Source organism: Sphingobacterium sp. UBA6320 (assembly GCF_002440335.1).
In the GTDB taxonomy this organism is placed as follows: domain Bacteria; phylum Bacteroidota; class Bacteroidia; order Sphingobacteriales; family Sphingobacteriaceae; genus Sphingobacterium.
Window position 1 is genome coordinate 160,194 of sequence record NZ_DJTA01000008.1, and the last position, 20,583, is coordinate 180,776.

General features: G+C 38.6%; 15 protein-coding genes. 9 read left to right on the forward strand and 6 right to left on the reverse strand.

The window, feature by feature from the left end:
• Window positions 1-43: 43 nt before the first annotated feature.
• The gene (locus B3P23_RS04620) at window positions 44-1,012 is read right to left on the reverse strand and encodes an aldo/keto reductase (protein ID WP_293924847.1); all 969 of its coding nucleotides are present in this window, start codon (window positions 1,010-1,012) and stop codon (window positions 44-46) included.
• A 105-nt stretch (window positions 1,013-1,117) separates the two neighbouring features.
• Here B3P23_RS04620 and B3P23_RS04625 point away from each other — a divergent pair, with 105 nt between their 5' ends.
• Entirely contained in the window at window positions 1,118-1,462 is a 345-nt protein-coding gene (locus B3P23_RS04625) for a winged helix-turn-helix transcriptional regulator (RefSeq protein ID WP_293924849.1), read from the forward strand.
• A gap of 106 nt (window positions 1,463-1,568) precedes the next feature.
• On the opposite strand, the gene B3P23_RS04630 is transcribed toward B3P23_RS04625, so the two are convergent.
• Both B3P23_RS04630 and B3P23_RS04635 read right to left on the reverse strand, forming a co-directional pair.
• On the reverse strand, window positions 1,569-2,384 hold the full coding sequence (locus B3P23_RS04630; RefSeq protein ID WP_293924851.1) for a hypothetical protein: 816 nt from the start codon (window positions 2,382-2,384) through the stop codon (window positions 1,569-1,571).
• A gap of 902 nt (window positions 2,385-3,286) precedes the next feature.
• Complete coding sequence (locus B3P23_RS04635; RefSeq protein WP_293924852.1) at window positions 3,287-5,752, reverse strand: TonB-dependent receptor; 2,466 nt, start codon at window positions 5,750-5,752, stop codon at window positions 3,287-3,289.
• A gap of 133 nt (window positions 5,753-5,885) precedes the next feature.
• Between B3P23_RS04635 and B3P23_RS04640 the strand changes: the two genes are divergently transcribed.
• From B3P23_RS04640 to B3P23_RS04650, 3 genes are all read left to right on the forward strand, one after another.
• On the forward strand, window positions 5,886-6,923 hold the full coding sequence (locus tag B3P23_RS04640; RefSeq protein WP_293924853.1) for a sensor histidine kinase: 1,038 nt from the start codon (window positions 5,886-5,888) through the stop codon (window positions 6,921-6,923).
• The gene (locus B3P23_RS04645) at window positions 6,920-7,645 is read left to right on the forward strand and encodes a LytR/AlgR family response regulator transcription factor (protein ID WP_293924854.1); all 726 of its coding nucleotides are present in this window, start codon (window positions 6,920-6,922) and stop codon (window positions 7,643-7,645) included. The genes B3P23_RS04640 and B3P23_RS04645 overlap by 4 nt, the downstream gene beginning before the upstream one ends.
• A 424-nt stretch (window positions 7,646-8,069) precedes the next feature.
• Entirely contained in the window at window positions 8,070-9,560 is a 1,491-nt protein-coding gene (locus B3P23_RS04650; RefSeq protein WP_293924856.1) for a thioredoxin-like domain-containing protein, read from the forward strand.
• Between the two features lie 93 nt (window positions 9,561-9,653).
• Here the strand turns inward: B3P23_RS04650 and catA are convergent, their stop codons facing one another.
• The gene (catA, locus tag B3P23_RS04655; protein ID WP_293924858.1) at window positions 9,654-10,301 is read right to left on the reverse strand and encodes a type A chloramphenicol O-acetyltransferase; all 648 of its coding nucleotides are present in this window, start codon (window positions 10,299-10,301) and stop codon (window positions 9,654-9,656) included.
• 88 nt (window positions 10,302-10,389) lie between these two features.
• Complete coding sequence (locus B3P23_RS04660; protein WP_293924860.1) at window positions 10,390-10,656, reverse strand: helix-turn-helix domain-containing protein; 267 nt, start codon at window positions 10,654-10,656, stop codon at window positions 10,390-10,392.
• Between the two features lie 77 nt (window positions 10,657-10,733).
• Here B3P23_RS04660 and dinB point away from each other — a divergent pair, with 77 nt between their 5' ends.
• Both dinB and B3P23_RS04670 read left to right on the forward strand, forming a co-directional pair.
• Window positions 10,734-11,882, forward strand: a complete 1,149-nt coding sequence (gene dinB / locus B3P23_RS04665) for a DNA polymerase IV (RefSeq protein ID WP_094772962.1) — start codon at window positions 10,734-10,736, stop codon at window positions 11,880-11,882.
• Between the two features lie 10 nt (window positions 11,883-11,892).
• Window positions 11,893-14,937 (forward strand): DNA polymerase III subunit alpha, encoded by a 3,045-nt coding sequence (locus B3P23_RS04670; protein ID WP_293924861.1) that lies wholly within the window; start codon window positions 11,893-11,895, stop codon window positions 14,935-14,937.
• 15 nt (window positions 14,938-14,952) lie between these two features.
• On the opposite strand, the gene B3P23_RS04675 is transcribed toward B3P23_RS04670, so the two are convergent.
• A complete protein-coding gene (locus B3P23_RS04675) occupies window positions 14,953-15,201 on the reverse strand; it encodes a hypothetical protein (RefSeq protein ID WP_293924863.1) in 249 nt (82 codons plus the stop codon).
• Window positions 15,202-15,291: 90 nt separating this feature from the next.
• On the opposite strand from B3P23_RS04675, the gene B3P23_RS04680 reads away from it, so the two are divergent.
• From B3P23_RS04680 to B3P23_RS04690, 3 genes are all read left to right on the forward strand, one after another.
• Window positions 15,292-15,879, forward strand: a complete 588-nt coding sequence (locus B3P23_RS04680) for an RNA polymerase sigma factor (protein ID WP_094772941.1) — start codon at window positions 15,292-15,294, stop codon at window positions 15,877-15,879.
• 67 nt (window positions 15,880-15,946) lie between these two features.
• Window positions 15,947-17,122 (forward strand): FecR family protein, encoded by a 1,176-nt coding sequence (locus tag B3P23_RS04685; protein WP_293924865.1) that lies wholly within the window; start codon window positions 15,947-15,949, stop codon window positions 17,120-17,122.
• Between the two features lie 91 nt (window positions 17,123-17,213).
• A complete protein-coding gene (locus B3P23_RS04690; protein WP_293924867.1) occupies window positions 17,214-20,582 on the forward strand; it encodes a SusC/RagA family TonB-linked outer membrane protein in 3,369 nt (1,122 codons plus the stop codon).
• Window position 20,583 lies beyond the last annotated feature (1 nt).

Here is a 20,583-nt window from a genome sequence, read left to right on the forward strand (position 1 = left end):
AAAGTTGTAATTCCATTATTTATGGTTTTAATTTGGTTATGATCTACCTTGAACTTCTGACGGTCGCCAGCAGATCGTGCGGATATCCCAATGATATAGCACTTAATTGATCTAATGTGGCAAGATGTTGTTCGGTTAACCATATGGTAGTTGCCTTTAAGCTGTCTTCAAAATGCGAAATTTTACGTGCGCCAATCAAAGGGAAAGTATCTTTTGATAAAACCCAGGCAAACGCAACCTGGCCGGGTGTTGCATCTACTTCTTTTGAAATTAAAATCAGTTCATCAATTATTGCTTTTGTTTTTTGATCTTCTTTATAATTGGAATTTTGTCCGATGGTCATACGTCCCGATTCGCCGGTTCTATATTTTCCAGTTAGCAATCCGCCTGCCATTGGCGAATACATCATAATTCCCAATCCAAATTCCTGTGCCATAGGAATTAATTCGCGGTCAGCTGTTCGCTGCAACAGATTATATTCGATTTGAAGTGCTGTTAATTTTGTCGAGCTTCCAATAGCTGCGGCTTTCCAGGCAGGGAAATTGGTCAAACCGGTGTACAAAATTTTCCCTTCTTTTGCGAGATCTTCTAAACCTCTTATAATTTCATCTAATGGAGTTACACCATCATCAAAATGCGGCATGTATATATCAATATAATCCGTTTTCAATCGCTTCAAGCTTGCTTCTACAGCTTGCTTCATCGATTTGCGATGATTCCCATAATTACTTATTGCAGGGTTTATGTCACTACTTTTTGTGTATTTTGAACAGACAATAAAATGATTGCGCTGACCTTTCAAAAATTCGCCTACTATTTCTTCTGCTTCACCAAATTGATAAAGATCAGAAATATCAATAAAATTGCCTCCCGCTTCTTGATATGCCGCAAGTATTTTTATCGATTCATCGGGACTTGCTCCATATCCTTTACGAGTACCAAAATTTGCTGCTCCCAAAATAATCTCACTAGCGTATAAACCAGTTTTTGAACCAAATAATTTATATTTCATCATCATTCTTTTTTTTCAAAAGTAAAGGCATTAAGCAACTCAGTCAAGTACGGATAAATTTGTCCGTATCATTATTATTATATTTGTACAGAAAAATGATTTGCTATGTATGAAAGAAAAATACCTGTTACAGTAGAATGTGGGCTTCATTTATTTATGGAGGTTATGAACGGAAAGTGGAAAATTAGCTTGATCTGGAGTATCTATAACGGTATTATTCGACCGGGTGACCTACAAAGAAAAATCCCAAATGCATCAAGGAGAGTATTGGAAAATCAGTTAAATCAGCTCGTAAATCACGGAATTCTTACCAAGAAAATCTATGATGTAAAACCTCCTAAAGTTGAATATGGTCTAACTAAATTAGGCGAGTCATTAATTCCTATAATAAAATCCACCGCCAAATGGGGTGAAGACAATAGAGAAGAATTAGAAAAAGCAATTACTTAACATATGGATCACAATCTAAAGAGCGCAGCTTTTTACTATCCCCTTTATTATAAAAAGTATTATTTTTTGTTGTATGCCCGAAACTCCAGAAGTGACGTAAATCTTCCTATTTGTAAGCAGCTTGTTTTGGTACAAATGTTACTCTCTTTTCTTCTGGATTATAGTACATTTTTGAGAACATTTCTACAAAACGGAAAGTGCAAAAATTAAAATCCATTAGATGTTCTTCGCTAATAACAAAATCTTTAAATACGTGATTGTTTATAATCAGAGTATCAAGTGTTTTAAACTTCTTGTGAATTTTCTTTTTGCTTTGATCTTGGAGATCAATAGTTCTTTTGGAGATAAACTCAAAGTTATTTTTATTCTTATTAATAACTAAAGCAGGATTTACACTAAAAGTATCAATAGAATTTATAATAATGCCGTCCGCCATACCAGTATCAAATAAAAAATCACCTTCCATTTCCTTTCCAAATTTTAATTTAAAGAATGGGATCTTAGAGTTTTTTACAACATTGACAATTGGTAAAATAAATGATTTTTCTTCTGATTTTTCCTCAGGAAATTCAAGGTTAGATATTTTGATAATTTTCTTTTGAAAATCAAACTTCCAGTGTAGGGTAGAAATGATATCCTGTCCGATAAGCCCTACTATCTCGGGCTTATGCCGATCTTTTAATTTAGAAAACTGATTAATTCGTATTTCTTGTGGGGGAATCTGAAAACTACCAATTTTTGCATAGTCCATAGCGGCTACTTCTGTATCAACAAATAGAATTTCTCTCACGTGGGTTACTGTATCTGTTCCCTTTTTTGCTAACATCTCGATGGGAATATTTCTAAGTTTTGCCTGATTTTTTAATATCATAGAAGTCTCGGAGCCAGTATCCCAAAGAAAGAGATAGGTTGAATCTTTCATGGTCACAGGTATCAGTATTTTTGAAGAGGTGCTGGATTGGATTAAAGGTATTTCATATTCGAACCTTTTTGGTGGCATGTTCTGTGCTATAAATTTATAAGCGATGAATAGGAATATAATTAAAAATATCAGGTATAGGTATTTTTTCATTGAGGTATCAAAAAAGTTGGTTTAGTAAATGGCGCTTTATTATGTAATAATTTCTATAGTTTTTAAAGATATAGTTTTCAAAATATAAATGCTACTTATTAATTACAATTCTTTAGTTTCTAAAAAAGTGTACTAGACTTAATTTTATGCTTATTATCCAAATTGTTTATTCTCAGTATTTCAATCGCAAGTAGACACTATAAGTTTAGATGGGTTCTTTAAAGTAAAAAGGGCCTAATTCTCATTAGACCCTTTATCTTGACGTGTTGATGTACAGTAACTTTTTTTATGTTTCTTATCGTTTCCTCTTTTTTGTTTCGTCATCCAAAAGTTTTGGGTGCATTTGGATTTTCTACTGTACTACGTCGATTTATTTTTCTGCTTATTTAAAAGCAGAGCTGCTATAGTTTTCATATAATAAAACAACTGTCCCTTAAAAAGGTTCATGAAAAAAAATATTTTTACACTTTTTTTATAGGATAATCTAGCTATTTATCATTTTTTTTAAAACATCTAAATCTGCATTATTTGAAGATAATGGTAGATTTTTTATACGCTAAAATTTATTTAGGACAGTACTAAGTTAAGTTATATGATTTCAAAAAATGGGTATATAGGCTAGCAAATTTAAAATTTTCAAATCTTTCTTGATAGGCTGTCTTCTTTGTAAGAGTATGGAGCAAATCAACGGTAATGTTTTAATCTTCTGCCGTAAAGAGCATCGCTATCCGATTTCATGTAAACGGCATAATTTATATTTTAGATTCTCCTCCAGATTTTTGATCATCATTTTTGATGTTCGAATCATACTTCCCCTGATTGGAATTGTTCTTGCCAAACTTCCAGGAGAAATTAATGCCAAATGATCGGAATGGAATCGCAAAATTTCCACGTTGTTCATGGAGATCTGTTTTTGCATAAGAACCTAGATTTTTTACCTTTTGAAAAGGATCGATCATGGTGAACCCCAAAGTACCTTTCTTGTTTAGTACATCTTTCTTTAGGCCGATATTCCACATGTTAAAAGAAGCATATTGCCCCTGAAATGTGCGCTCCGGCGCATCAAAAAATAAAAAAGACTCGGCTACCAATCCGTTTTTTAGATATGCTGTGGCGCTGATAAAGGTCTTGTAATGGAGGAAAATCTGATTTGACTGCTGCGTCAAATTACCGTATTGATCATTGGGCCGTATATGATAGGTGTATAAGTCGATATTCCCTCTCAAAGTCCATATTTTAAATAAATCTACGGATGCAAAGATATGAGCACCTAAAGATTGCGTTTTACCGATATTGGCAAAAGTCTGTATTACGATCGGTTTGTCTTTGAAAGTTGTATTTCTGTAAATGGATTCGATGACATTATTGTTTCTGCGGTGATATAAAGAAAGATTCAGCATGCTTTTTTTCATATTAAGATGTGCACTCAATTCCATATTGTGCGATACTTCGGGCACTAATTGTGGGTTTCCCTGTAATTGATTGACAGGATCTGATTCGTTTCGGAAAGGGTTTAGAAAATACAAACTTGGTCGTTGTATACGTTGATTGTAAGCGATCTTCAAATTTAACTCTTCGGAGGCTTTGTATGATACGACTGTGCTTGGGAGTATATGGTGCTGCTGATCATGGAGGCCGGTTTGATGATCGGTCACTTTAATTATTGATCCTGTATACTCGTATCTAACGCCGGCTTTAAGATCGGTTTTTGTGTTTAGAGGGATCTGTATGGTCGAATATAGAGCTGCTACATCTTGCTTATAATTGAAATTGTAAGTGCTGTGGCTGACATGTACATAGGCCTGATCTTGTCCAATGGTATCCACTTGAATAATCGAATGAATGTTCCTGAAGATGGCTTTTGTACCCAATTCAAAGGTCGCCTTTTTAAAGGGATGTGTATAATCCAGCTGCATGGTCAGTTCTTTATTCAGGCCTATGTTCATTCCTTTTTCATCAGGACGAAAATCGACCTGCTTGTAGGAAGAGTGATAATTTGTGTTGGCTTTATTTTGAGAGAATTGAGCTGAAATGCTTAATTCTTGGTTTTTCTTATCAAATTTTCGAATGTAATCGGTACTCCAGTCAAATCCTCCGTATCCAACATGACTGTTATTGGTACTGCTGATCGAATCACTTACCTGATATATGTTGTTGAGAAGGTTGTCTGTTTGGATCGTAAGCTGATGTATATTCAAATTGGAAATGAAGAGCTTATTGGAATCAAGTTCATAATCTAACGATAGGCCTCCTCTTAACCCATGCCTTTTGTTGCGACTTTTGATTTCTTGCTCGAGATCGATTTTATTATTCAGAAGTCTTTGATCAAAACTTATCGATGTATTGACGGGCCAGCTCCATGAATTTCCCAAATTTCCATTAATTCCTAATTTGTTCTTTCTGATGCTTATATTTCCATTGAAATTGTTCTGGCGGGTACCCAATCCACCTGAGTATGATCCGTGCACACCTTGCGTATTATTCCGTTTGGTATTGATTATAATTATTCCTGAAGCACCCTCGGCGTCAAATTTTGATGATGGGCTGGTGATCACTTCTATATTTTTTATCTGATCTGCAGGTATCATTTTTAATATATCTGCTACATTATTATTCATGGTTCCTGAAGGTTTACCGTCAATTAATATGCGTACATTTCGATCTCCTTTAAGAGAAACGTTGCCCATTGCATCGACAGATAACAAAGGTACTTTTCGTAATGCATCAGCCGCATTTCCTCCTGACAGGGTAGGGTCAAGTGCGGTATTATAAATAAGCCGATCTGTTTTGATTTGTATGAGCGATGCTTTCCTGTAAATATCGACGTGTTGCAATTGATGATAGGCTGCTGACATGCGGATCGTACCCAGATCAATATCACTGTTGTTGATCGTGACGGGAAGTGTTGTGCTGCTGTTGTAACCCAATGCGCCCACTTTTACAAAATAGTTGCCAGGCTGAAGTTGTAAGATTTTAAAATATCCCGCACCATCGCTGACGACTGTTTTGATTAGTTTGTCATCTGAAGTATCCGCATTATACAAGGAGATGTTTGATGCCGGAATCGTTTTTTCTGTTAGAGAATCCAATACTTTGCCCGAAATATCATGCCCGCCAAACTGTTTTGCTATTTGTCCAGATGAACAGTTAGGCAAGCTTAAAAGTAGGAGTAATACGATGGGCTGGATCATATAAATTACCATTTTTTGTTTCATCATCAATGTTTGCTCAAATGTTCAAACTTTACATGAAACCTTAAATTTTATTACGTGAGCGGGGCAGGAAATGATGTCAAACTGAAATTTACAGATTCACGTAATAATAGCTGCCATTGGTGTAAAAAATTATAAAATGGCTTTTAAATTTTTAAATTTGGATATGACGAACAGGAGACTTCTAAGCATCGTTTTATTTTTCTGGTTGATTTCATTTTTATACCTCATAATCGGAGCAGTTTTATTTTCAAGATTATCATTTGAAGGGGTGATATTGATTGCTTTTTCGCAGTTACTTTTGTTGGTGGAGATCGTCGTCTGTCTGTTCTATATCTTTCCGAAGTTCTGGCGTTTGAACAAAGCTGTACCTTTAACGGCCAGTATTGTATTATTGCTCCTGACGATTGTATTTTTGAGGTATTCTTTTGAAGAAGTGCTCTTTGTGAAGTATCTCGGATTTAAACTAAATCCTCATCTTGATCCATTTTACTTCCTATATGATAATTTTTATTTTTCATTGCCGGGAGTTTTTATCGCATTGATTGTGTATCTGGTAGCGAAATCCTTTGAGGTTGGAAAAAAGAACAAAGCGCTTGAGGCAGGGATGGAACAGGCTGAATTGAATTTTTTAAAATCACAGCTCAATCCTCATTTTCTATATAATACCTTAAATTATATGTATTCCATAGCATTGCCTTTATCTGAAAATCTGTCAACAGCTATCCTAAAGCTATCGGATACGATGCGGTACACGCTTGCGCAGAACAAAAGGGATCTACTTCCTCTAAGTGAAGAAGTTGGATTTATTGAAGATTATATTGCCCTGCATAGTATGCAGTTTTACCCTCATTTTTACCATACATTTTCAATTGAGGGAGCCATAGACAAGCTCTTATTTCCACCATTGTTACTTGCTCCATTTGTCGAGAATGCCATTAAGCATGGTATTACACATGTTGAAAAACAACCTGTTAATATTCGTCTAGATGTCACGTCAAAAACACTGGTATTTGAAGTGTCTAATTATATCAATGCACAATTTCGGGAAAAGGGTAGTGGTATCGGAATCGCCAATGTTAAACGGAGGCTCGAAATTCTATACCCAGGACAACACAGTTTAAATATGGAGAAGAATGACCTGGTTTATCGTATATCTTTAATGGTCAAGTTATGATAAAGAGTGGGGCGGATCGTGTGATGTACCGGTGCATAGCATTAGATGATCAAGCGTATGCGACGGGAATTATCGCTGCATACATCGATAAAACAGCTGACTTAAGTTTAATTAAAGCCACGGATGATGCATTCGATGCTTTAAATTTGATCATGAGCGGACAAGTTGATCTTGTTTTTTTAGATATTCAGATGCCGATGATAAACGGTATTCAATTTCTTAAACGCTGCGGAAATAAATGCAGGGTCATTTTAACTACTGCTTATCCGGACTATGCACTGCAGGGCTTTGATCTGGATGTGGTCGACTATCTGCTGAAGCCATTTTCCTATGAGCGTTTTCAAAAAGCTGTTGATAAATTTCGGTTGCTACAAATTGCATCGATGACTTCGCTGGTCGAAAATGAATATTTGTTGCTAAAAGGTGATGCTAAAAACAAGTATTATCAAGTGAAATTTTCAGACATCATGTATATAAAGGGGTTGAATAATTACATATCCGTCTATACCAAAGATCAGCATATCATTACTTATATGAATCTGAAGGAAATCATTAATCTGATTCCTGCTCGTCTTTTCTGTAGGGTGCATCGTTCCTATATTGTATCTTTCAAATACGTCAAATTTATAGACGGCAACTGTCTGTTTATCGATGAAGAGAAAATCCCGATCAGTGAAAGCTATAAAGCTATTTTTTATACGAGATTGAAGGATTTTCGATAATTCGCAAATTGCCATTAGTTTCTTTTATATACATCATTTTGATAAAAAAAACATTTGCTTAAAATATCCATTTTAATCGTCTATAATCCACTAAGAAAAGAGTGGATAAATAGGAATAAATATGCCATTGAAAGAAGTATGAATCTATTTTCTATTAATTAGCACCTGCTTCTTTTAATAAGATGTTGTTTTTATTGAAGTTATATTAATGAAGAGAATAATTTTTATTAGATACAATTTTCCTATATTTAAGATAATTATAAGCCAATCCTATCAATGATGGATCGTACAGGTGAATTTTATATGGGTATATACCAATGTGTTCATCATGAATTATCAATTTTTGGAGCTTATATATTTTATTACCTATAATCTCTTTTTCGGCTACTATTTCTAGTGATCAAAATAGATAAACAAATTTTTCATGGTCAAAATTATTGCATATCTTACTTTGTTTTATTGTTCATTGCAATTAAACGTCTACGCACAGTCTCACTTTTTATCCAGTGGTTATTTATCACTTACAGTAAAGGGAAAACCTTCACTTCTTTTCGATAACATGGAGGTCGGCATGCCGATGATGAGCAATTCTTTATTGAGAGATAAACCGGTCGCATTTACAAAACTCAATGATTCGACATTATATTTATCTGAATACACGTATGGTCCTACTTCGGTTTATTTTAGATTAAATGGCCGCTATATAGCAACTGTGCTATTGCCAAATGAGACGAATGTGATTACGGTATCGATGATCGACTCTGCTCATTATGATGTGCAGTTTGAGGGGCGTTATAAGGAAATTTTTGATAATTCGGCTCTACAGGAAGAGTTGATTATGAATCTGTTTTCTTATCCAACTTCTAAGGACCGAAGAAAAGAAGTTCTTAAATCTGCAGATGATTTTAAATGGAAACAACTGGAATCTGTCGCTGAGATGACGTATTCATTAACCCAAGATATTCCGGACGGATTGCTTAAGTCTTATTATACGCACATGATTAATACCTTTAAAGTTCCTAGTTTACTATTTAAAGATTATGCCAGCAGTGTACTAGCATACTATAAAAATCTGAACTTGGATTCACAAATTGCGACTGCAATACCGGAGCGAACGTTAACTTATTATGACGGTATCATCACGTTAAACTATACAGATACGCTTACATTACTGCCTTCGGGTTACTTTGATCTTTTGATTGCCATTCAGCAAGATTCGCTATTACAGATCCCGAGTATTACTTCTGTAGGACCAGCGGGCTTTAAAACACGTTTAATTGATTTATTTGGAAAAACTTTTGAACAAGAAGATAACCTATTTTATGATATGATGATGGCGAGTGCTTATATCCAACAGATAAACGAAGGGTATATATTACCTCCTCAAGAGCTGCATCAGATAGATAGCTTTTTTAAAAATAAGGAGTTAAGAAATTATATCTACCATCAAAATGAACTGAAAAAATGTAGTGATCGAGTGGGTGATGGACAGGTGTTTTTTCTTCCATTTGATAAAAAAAATGAAACGATCGTTGCATCAATTGTCGACAAATATAAAGATAAAGTGATCATCATTGATTTTTGGGCTACTTGGTGTGGTCCCTGCATACAAGCTTTTTCTGAAATGGATCAAGTAAAGAAAAAGTATGCAGCTCGGGAAGATGTCGTATTCGTGTATTTAACGGATGAATCGTCCAATCGTAATGGATTTCAGGAATATAGCAAAATATTAGGTGGAGAACATTTTTACGTGTATAAAAACCAGTTTGCTACAGCATTGGAACAATTTGGGTTTGAATATATTCCCAGTTATTTGGTTTTTGATAAGCGAGGCCATCTCACTCAGAAGAGTACATATCCGAATGATTTGGCAGCCACTGCTACTATGTGGATTGAGCGTGCATTGAAAAAATAATCGAGCTCCTAAAAAAATTGAATATGAAGTGTTTTTTGATCTTTTAGCTGTGAGTGTGAAAATTATTTTAAAGATAACTGGACAGGTTCTTTTTTATTTAAGCGTTTGAATGGTTGTACAGGCTTGCTGTAGGGTGTCTATCAATTTGGCAACATGGATTCCATCACAAACAGCATGGTGTACTTGTATGGCCAAGGGCATCAGGATTTTACTTCCTTCTGTTTGGTATTTTCCGAAGGTAAAACTAGGTGCAAAATAGTCTGTAAAATCAGCAATGTTGAGGTTGAAACTTTCGAAATGAATCCACGGAAGTGCCGAAATATTAAAATGGTTTTGGGGTGCCTGCTCAGGGAAAAAGCTCCTGTTGTTTTCATTTTTTTGAAGGACCTCGTTATTACTGTCTATAAAATCTATGAAGCTATCGCTGTAGGGGACAGACAGGGCAGAAAAAGTTTCGGTGTCCTGATGAAGGACGGTATAAACCGGGTCGACACGATCCCAAAGGATCAACTCGCCCTCTTTCATGGACATTTTGAAGGCAGGGTGTTGGTTGACGGCTTGTGAGAGCAAATAGATCATCACGGGATAAAATTTAAATCCCGTTTCCTTTACAAAAGGAATGACCTGCGTAATATCTAATTTAACGGTCAAACTGAATCCGCACTTGATCGCATTACGATAAGCATTAAAATGTTCCTTTCTGTTCCACTCTTCTATATTAATGGTTTGGTATGCCGCCATGCTGGTATCGTTTGTTAGTAGGTGTCTTTTTTAATTCACCTCGTTTGTGTTGCGTTATGGGATACAAGTTACAAAAATTAAGACCGATTTAAGTATCTAAGTTTTCTTGTGGCGGTACAGCTTCCTGAGTTTTACATTTTCGCAGATCAGTCGTCAGTAAAAGATCGGTGCTCACTTCAAAGAAGCGGGAGATCCCCAATAGCACATCGAGTGGTGGGGTCGTTTTTCCCATCTCGTATTTTGCGTAAGCGTCTCTCGTAACACCCAGATGATCAGAAATTTTACTTTGCGTGAGGTCAGGTACCTGCATCCGGAGGTATCTGATATTGTCGGACATGATCGAAAGTGTTTTCATTTTGTGAGGATTAATCACATCAAATGTAGGAATAATTGTTAAAAAACTTAGCACTTTTACTAAATAAATTAGTGAAAATGGAAAGGGCAATAGTACATATGGATTTGGATACTTTTTTTGTTTCTTGTGAACGGCTGGTCAATTCGCAGTTTAAGGATATCCCGTTGATTATTGGTGGAGGAGATCGGGGAGTGGTATCTTCCTGTAGTTATGAAGCCAGAACTTTTGGCGTGAGGGCTGCGATGCCTATCAAGATGGCCCTTCGGCTCTGTCCGCAGGCCAGAGTGGTAAAAGGGGATATGGAATTGTATTCTAGGATGTCCCATATGGTGACAGAAGTGATTGAAGAAAGTGCACCGGTGATGGAAAAAGCGTCTATCGATGAATTCTATCTGGATCTCACAGGTATGGATAAGTTTTTTGGTGCTTATAAATGGACCAATGAGCTGGGGGCTAAAATCGAAAAGGAAACAGGCCTGCCCATCAGTTATGCGCTATCGGTCAATAAAACGGTAAGTAAAATCGGTACAGGCGAATCCAAACCGCATGGCCATCGAGAAATATCATCAGTAGGTGTTCATTCTTTTCTTAACCCTTTGTCCATCAAAAAAATGCCCATGGTAGGAAACGCTACTTTTCAGCTTTTATCCCGGGTTGGGATACGCACTATAGGTACGCTCTCAGAAATGCCTATAGAGGTGCTGCAGCAGATGATCGGAAAAAATGGTACTGATCTTTGGAGAAAAGCCAATGGGATCGATGAAACTCCGGTACTGCCTTATTCGGAAAGAAAATCCATATCGAAAGAAAGAACCTTTAACAGCGATACCATGGATATTCGGGCGGTCAAAAGCCTGATCTCCGGTATGGCCGAGCAACTGGCGTACCAGCTCCGTCAGGAAAAATGGCTGACTTCTACCGTGGTGATCAAGATCAGGTATTCTAATTTTGATACAGAAACCAAGCAATGCCGCGTGACCTACACGGCTGCGGATCATACCCTGGCACGGGTAGCACTCGAACTTTTTGATAAAATTTATACCAGACGGATGCGTCTTCGACTGATCGGACTGCGGTTTACAGATCTGGTGCACGGGAGTTATCAAATGAATCTGTTTGAAGACAATGCGCAGCTGATCAATCTATATCAGGCGATGGATGCCATTAAAATGCGCTATGGAAATGACGCGATCGGCCGTGCCGTAGGATTTAATTTTGCCACTTAATGCTACAAATATGTATCTGAACTGCCATTCCTTCCATAGTCTTCGGTATGGAACGCTTTCCATAGACGATCTGGTGTCTCAAGCAGAAGCTTTGGGGATAAAAGAACTTGTCTTGACGGATATCAATACGGTCACAGGCATCTACGAATTTAAAAAAAAATGTGAAGAAAAGCAGATCAAACCTATAGCCGGAGTGGAAGTCCGAAAAGGAAGCGAGCTGCTGTATATCGCTATCGCCAAATCGTTTAGCGGTCTTGGCGAGGTCAACCGTATGCTGACGGCCTATCATTGCGATGGTATAGATCTGCCTGCCCAACCTGATTTTACAAATTGTTTTGTGATCTATCCCTTGAGTAATATCCCTAAAAAGCTTCATGGGCATGAATATATTGGGATTCGGGAGCATGAACTCAATAGTTTGTTTCGTCAGGAATATCAGGTGCTGATCTCCAAGATGGTCATGTTGAACCCGGTGACTTTCACGACCAAGAAGGAATTTAATTTGCACCGGATCCTGCGCGCCATCGACAACAATATGTTACTCTCTAAATTACCGGAAAGTGAAATCTGCAGCAAATCGGCATATTTCAGGGCACCGCAATCCATCGTAGATGCTTACCGTCATTATCCGCAGATCATGGACAATACGAAACAGATCCTGTTGACCTGCAGCTTCGATTTTGAATTCGCCACTCCAAGAAATAAAATACACTATACGGGTTCAAAAGAACGAGATATCATGCTGTTGACCAGATTGGCGTGCGCAGGACTGGAACGGCGCTATGGCAAGAATCATGAGCTGGCCAAACAGCGGGTTGAAAAAGAACTGAAGGTAATCGATGAACTACATTTTAGCGGGTATTTCCTGATCACCTGGGACATCATCCGGTATAGCAACAGCATGGGGTTTATGCATGTGGGGCGGGGAAGTGGTGCTAATAGTATCGTGGCTTACTGCTTAGGGATCACGGATATCTGCCCTTTGGAACTGGATCTTTACTTTGAACGTTTTCTCAATTTAAATCGTAAAAGTCCCCCCGATTTTGATCTGGACTGGAGCTGGCAGGAGCGGGATATCATATTGGAATATATCTTTGACCGTTATGGTAAAAACCATGTTGCCTTTTGTGGTACCAATGTCGAATTTAAATACCGTTCCATCATCCGAGAGGTGGGAAAGGTATTTGGTCTGCCCAAAGAGGAGCTGGATGCACTGACCAAGAATCCCGAGCTGGTTTTTAAAGATCAGGTGATGGAGAAAGTACAGGAGTATGGAAAGTTATTGGAAAAGTTTCCCAACCAACGTTCCATGCACAGTTGCGGCATCATCATCTCGGAAGAACCGCTCACCAATTTTACCGCACTTGAAATGCCTCCCAAGGGTTTTGCGATTGTGCAGTGGGATATGTATGTGGCGGAAGAGATCGGGTTTGAGAAATTTGATATTCTGTCCCAGCGGGGGCTTGGAACGATCAATGATACGGTCAAACTATTGGAAGAAAAACGGGGAATCAAAGTTAATATCAAAGATACCACGCTCTCCAAGGATGAAGCGCGATGTAATGAGTTTTTAAGTCAGGGTAGAACAATTGGTTGTTTTTATATTGAAAGTCCGGCCATGCGCGGTTTGCTGCGCCGATTGAAGTGTGATAACTATCAGGTACTGGTCGCTGCCTCTTCCATTATCCGGCCTGGTGTAGCCCAGTCTGGGATGATGCGCGAATATATTTTTCGGCATAATAATCCGGATAAGTTTGAATATTTTCACCCCATATTTGAAGAGCAACTGGGCGAAACCTACGGGATCATGGTGTATCAGGAGGATGTGATCCGTATTGCGCTCCACTATGGAGGTGTGTCCGCTGCGGATGGCGATATCCTGCGCAGAGCGATGAGCGGAAAAGGGCGGTCGCGTGCGGCACTCCAAAAAGTAAAGGATGATTTCTTTGCGTCTTGCAGGCAGCAGGGGCATCCCGAAGAACTGAGTACAGAAATCTACCGGCAGATCGAATCCTTTGCGGGATACTCTTTCTGTAAAGCACACTCCGCTTCTTATGCGGTCGAAAGCTATCAGAGCTTGTATCTAAAAGTCCACTATCCCTTAGAGTTTATGGTCTCGGTCATCAATAATATGGGCGGATTTTATAGAACCGAAGTGTATATCCATGAGGCCCGTATGTCTGGCGCTCAGATCTTGAACCCTTGTGTCAATAAGAGTGAGCAGCAGACCACGATCTATGGCGATGAGGTGTATCTGGGATTTATGCATCTGGAGAAAGTGGAATCCAAACTCGGGAAACTGATTCCTGAGGAAAGAAGAAGAAATGGTGCCTATAAATCTTTGGAAGACTTTATCAAACGGATCCCGATCGGAATAGAGACCTTACAGATCCTGATCTTTATTGGTGCGTTTCGTTTTACGGGCGTAGCCAAGAATGAATTGCTCCTAAAATCAAGGGTGCTGCTTGGTGATTTTAAACCTGGGCGTAGGGCGGCAACTTTGTTTGAAGAGCCCGTCAAGGAATTTAAGTTTCCGGAATTAAAACGGAACCTTTTTGAAGATGCTTTTGACGAAATTGAGATCTTAAGTTTTCCGGTTTCCTGCAGCCCCTTTGATCTGCTGCAGACCAAATATCGGGGATCGGTCATGGCCAAAGAGCTTCTGCAGTATCATAAAAAACAGGTCAAGATGCTCGCCTATCTGATTTCACGCAAGCATGTGCCTACAAAAAGGGGTATTATGTATTTCGGAACTTGGGTGGATGCAAATGGCGATTATTTTGATACGGCCCATTTTCCAGATTGTCTGGAAAGGTATCCGTTTCAGGGAGGAGGATGCTATTTGCTGTTGGGGACGGTAGAAGTGGATTTTCATTTTCCAACGATTACGATTACAAAAATGGCGAAAATGCCTTTTATTCCTGATCCCCGCTATACACATGATGAAGAGAAAAAATTCGAAACACAGGAGCGGATGAAAGAAGATGTCAGCATGACGCATCGCCAGCCGTATCCACAGGAACATGAGATCGGTCTACCCAGAATGAAATTGTAGTTGCCAGCAAAGAGGTCAGAAAATATACTTTTCAGATTGGGCATTTATATCGTTTTTTTGCATGTTCTTTTCGATGGTATTCCATTCCATATATTCAAAATGAACAGCGTTTACTAAATAGTTCTTCCATCGCCAAAAGCATAGTGGATTAATTCTGTAGAGACGATATACCTGTTGATTCTTTTTCTTTGGATGGGTGTCTGCTATGTATTGATCAATTGCCCACTGACTAATAGATGGAGATTTAAAACTGAAGATTGTCATCTCTGATTGTTTTATCCCTCTATTTTACTAAAATTTTATCTATATATTTGAGTTTTAAAATAGCTACCTGACCTGAAAATAGATTGATGAATGGAATATACGGGCGAAAAAGAATTGCTTGAAGACTTCTCCACAGGAAAAGAAGAAGCATGTGCGTATCTATATCATCGCTATTTTGCTCGAATCTGTTTGTTTGCATCAAGTTTTGTCGATGAGACCAAAGAATCAGAAGATATAGCGGAGGAAAGTTTTATCCGATTGTGGCAAAGTAAGCGCAATTTTGAAAGTTTACATCACCTGAAAGCAGCTTTATATCAAACTGCTCGTCGTCTGGGTATCAATTACCAAACTTCGCGGCAAAGAAGAATAAATCGTGTGGATGCTTATGTCCGTCTACAGGATCACGATCAATCCAATCAACTCCAAGAGATCGTCTACACTGAAACAATGGCAGAGCTATATGATGCTCTTAAAAAACTCCCTCCTAAAGCACGTGAAATCGTGGAGCTGACTTATTTGGAGGGATATAGCAATCAGGAAGTGGCCGAATTGTTACATATCAGTATACAAACTGTTAAAAATCAAAAACTGCGTGCCCTCAGTTTATTAAGAAAATGGTTAAGCCGCGATTCTTTTCATTACCTGGTGTCCATCGTATTCTTTTCTTCAAAAATTTAATTTTTTTTTGAATCTTCTTTAGTACTTTTTTAATTCGGTGCGGTATCTACAATTGAAACAAGATATCATGAACCTAAAAGAAGAAGAATTATTGATTCGTATTAGCAGCCTCATTGTTCAAGAAATGAAGGGTGAACAGCGTGCTGAAGACCGTTTGCTTTTAAAAAAATGGTTGAGTGAGTCTCAAGAGAATCAAGCGGTTTACAAACGTTGCTTTGATCAAGTCATGCAAAAAAAGTCTTTTGAAAGTTTACAGGAATTTGAAAAAAACAGAGATTTTGAGAAGATAAGAGCAAAATTATTTACAACACCTGTACCTCAACAACTATTTTCTTTTAAACGGATGCTTCCGTTTGTTGCCGCTGCTTGTATGATCATCGCTTTGGGAGGGGTGTGGTACTATAACCAGACCAACAGCTCTATTCCTTCGGCAATCCAGCTATCTCAAATGGATAGGCTGCCTGCTCAAAACCGCGCTACTGTTACTTTTTCGGATGGACGACAATTTCAGCTCAATGAACATGAAAGCCAGGTCCATATGGACAAAAAAGGAGTTCATTATGATGATGGGAGCGCTGTGGCGGAGACACAATCTGCTCAATTTGCAACCATTGAAACGCCTAGAGGAGGTGTTTATGATGTGATATTGCCTGATGGTACGCGTGTCAAATTAAATGCCTCAACGACACTTCGTTATCCTACGGTATTTGCAGCGGATAAACGTGAAGTACGTGTAGATGGTGAAGCCTATTTTGAGGTTGCCAAGCGCAAAAATCAGCCCTTTATTGTTGAAACTGCAAATCAGCAGGTGTCTGTATTGGGGACACATTTTAATGTGAACACCTATGGTAACAAGAGTGAGATGAAAACAACGCTACTGGAAGGTAAAGTACAGGTGAAGGAATTAACCAGTGGAAAGCATCTCATCCTATTGCCAGGTTACCAGTCTTTTGTCAATAAAGGTAAGCTAACCAGTCGTACTGTCGATGTAAATCAGGAAATGGCCTGGATCCATGGTCGATTTAATTTTGACGGAAAGTCCCTTTATGAAGTTATGGACGAATTGTCACGGTGGTATAATGTGGATGTTGAATATAGAGGAGAGATACCTGATGTTGAGTTTTTCGGTGGAACGTACCGCACTAGTAAACTGAGTACCATATTAAAGATCTTAAAGGACCAGAATTTACATTACCATTTTACAGCAAATGGAAAATTAATCATTGAAAAGAACGGATATTAAAAAGAAAGGAGGACTAATAGAAACGACTTAACACGAAAACCTATATGAACTTTATTGGACCTCGTCCGACAAACTAACCTAAACATTATTAATGAAAAGAAATTCTTACTCTGTAAATGTGACAAAGCCATTGTCACTGTTTTTTGTTGTGCTTCTATTTTTCATATGTCAAAAGCTGAATGCGCAAACCATTACCTATTCGGGTCGCGATGTGGCACTTACAGAAGTATTGCAGGCGATCAAGAAACAGACTAATTATGAGTACATGGGCGCTAAAAAATTACTTGATAGGGCAAAGCCGATAACCGTGAAAGTCGAAAAGGTGACCCTTAAGTTTTTTCTTGATCAGATTTTAAAGGATCAGGATATGAGCTATACGATTGATTCAAAAACAATATTTTTGGAACAACGATCGCCTAATACCAATCAAAAAACTGCTCCGACGGTTAAAAAACCTTCACAGCGAGAGATCAAAGTTAGCGTAGTGGGCAAAGATCAAAATCCCTTAAACGGGGTCACCGTGCTTCAGGACGGCAGACCGATCGCGATTTCAGATCAAGATGGACGATTTTTCTTGGCTACAGCAAAAGGTACACTGACCATGACTATGGTGGGATATCGAACTTACGTCCTGAACTTATTGGATGATAAATTTGATTATTCCATCCGAATGGAGGAAGAGGCTAATGCGCTTGATCAGGTTGTTGTAACGGGCTACCAAGTCATCAAGAAAGATTCTTATACGGGTACAGCTGTTACCAAAAGCGGAGAAGAGCTGCGCCAGGTGAATCCACAAAATGTGCTCCAAGCGATGCAAGTATTTGATCCATCATTCAAATTGCTCGATAATAATCTCGCGGGTTCTAATCCCAATGCACTTCCAAATATCAATGTCAGAGGATCTTCTTCTTTGCCTAGTGGCAATAATGAAGTACTGAGACGTGATCATATTACCACTTCGATCAATATGCCTGCTTTTATTATGGATGGCTTTGAAGTCAGTGTCCAAAAAGTACTGGACTTGGATATGACTCGTATTGAGAGTGTCACTATTTTAAAAGATGCTGCTGCAACAGCTATTTATGGATCACGGGCTGCCAATGGGGTCATGGTCATCACGACAAAATCGCCTAAAGATGGGAAGCTGCAGATGACTTATACACACGAAAGCAATGTCAACGTGCCTGATCTGTCTGGATATAAAGTTTTAAATGCACCAAATAAATTGTCCTATGAGAAATTGGCGGGGTTATATGATGCCGATATACAAAGACAGTCTCAAGATGTACTTGACGAATTGTATTACGGAAAATTGGCCAATGTGTTGGGCGGAGTAGACACGTACTGGCTCTCTCAGCCTGTGCGAACTGCTGTTGGGCAAAAGCATGGTCTGTACATCCAGGGAGGTGCAGAAACATTCAGATATGGAATGGACCTGCGATACCAGACGCGACCTGGAGTCATGAAAGGGTCTGGTAGAAACCAATATTCAGGAGGTCTGAATTTCAGCTACAATCTTCGTAATAAAGTTCGCTTTCAAAATGAATTATCAGTGACCATTGTAAATGGTACGGAATCGCCATATGGTAATTTCTCAGACTATGTGCTGATGAATCCATATTATCGGATGAAAGACGATAATGGTAATATTCTTCAGGAAATTGATGTTTGGACCAGGGTCGCCAACTCTGGATCAAGCCAAAGGGAGCATGTATTGAACCCACTTTATAATGCTACTTTAAGTAGCTTCAATAAATTAGGCTATACCGAACTATTAGATAACCTATCTGCAGACTTAGATCTAGGCAATGGTTTGCGATTACGTGGACAAGTAAGCTTACTGAAGAGACTAAACAATAATGACAACTTCCGTTCGCCTTTGGCCAATGACTTTTTTTATTACCCGACAAGTCAAACAGATTTGAAAGGGAGTTATACCAGTTATACGAATAATGAACTATACTGGGATGCCAATGTACGGGCAAATTGGATGCGGACAATCGAAAAGCATAATTTCAATCTTGTCGCGGGAACAAATATCAGAACGGAAAGTTATGATGAGCGTTCTTTTACAGCGATCGGTTTTCCTAATGATCGTTTTACAAGTGTCGGTTTTGCCAAGGGGTATGCCGAGAATGCAAGTCCGGCAAGTAGTTTAAGCGCTTCCAGATTATTTGGTGCATTCTTAAGTTCAAATTATTCGTTTGACAATAGATTTCTTTTTGATGCCACATTGCGGATCGATGGTTCATCTAAATTTGGTGCTAATAAGCGCTCGGCTCCATTTTGGTCAACAGGTATTGGTTGGAATATACACCAAGAATCGTGGTTCGATAATGAGTCTATTAGCCAGTTACGTGTGCGGGCAACAATCGGATTGACAGGTTCTGTACAGTTTGATCCGTACATGTCAAGGACAACTTATAATTATGATAAAAGTAACTGGTATTCGTCGGGTCTAGGAAGTACAGTTAGGAATTATGGTAATGAGAATTTGACCTGGCAGAAGACCCAAAGTACAGATATAGGCATCGATCTAGGCTTGTGGAACGATCGATTGACATTGTCGCCAAGATATTATCATAAGATAACACGTGATATTTTGGCCGACATCAATTTGGCTCCGTCTACCGGATTTATTTCTTATAAAGAAAATCTAGGAGATATGGAAAACAAAGGATTTGAGCTGAATGCAAATTGGATACCCATCCGCAACTCAAATTGGACACTAAGTTTGCTAGCTAATCTAGTCCGTAACGAAAATAAGATCATCCGGATTTCCAATGCACTTAAAAGTTATAACGAACGGGTCGATGAGGCACAGCAAGGGAGTGATCTGATGGCTGTTCCTCTGTTGCGGTACAAGGAAGGACAATCGTTAGATGCCATTTATGCTGTGCCATCGTTAGGCATTGATCCTGAAAATGGAAAGGAAGTATTCCTTAAAAAAGATGGAACATTGTCTTATGATTGGGATGCGAAGGATATCGATGTCGTGGCGGTGGCAACTCCTAAAATGGAAGGATTTTTTGGCGGAACACTGCGTTACAAGCAATTGATGATGGTGGCATATTTTCAAACGCGATTGGGAGGAAAGACCTATAATCAAACTTTGGTAGATCGGGTGGAAAATGCAGACCCAAGATATAATGTGGATAGCCGCGTCTTGGAAGAGAAATGGAAAAACCCGGGTGATGTGTCTTTCTATAAGAGTATTCAAGACCTTGGACTAACCCGTGTCTCTTCGCGATTTATAATGCCAGATCGTTTACTTGCGCTTCAGTCGCTTAATATTTCATACGATGCTGGAAAGGCTTTTACAAAAAAATTAGCACTGTCAAGCTTAAGGATGGGGGTAGTCGCAAATGATATCTTTCGTTGGTCATCGGTCAAGCAAGAACGTGGGATCAATTATCCTTTCGCGCGGAGTATATCTTTTACCCTTCAGGCGGGTTTATAAA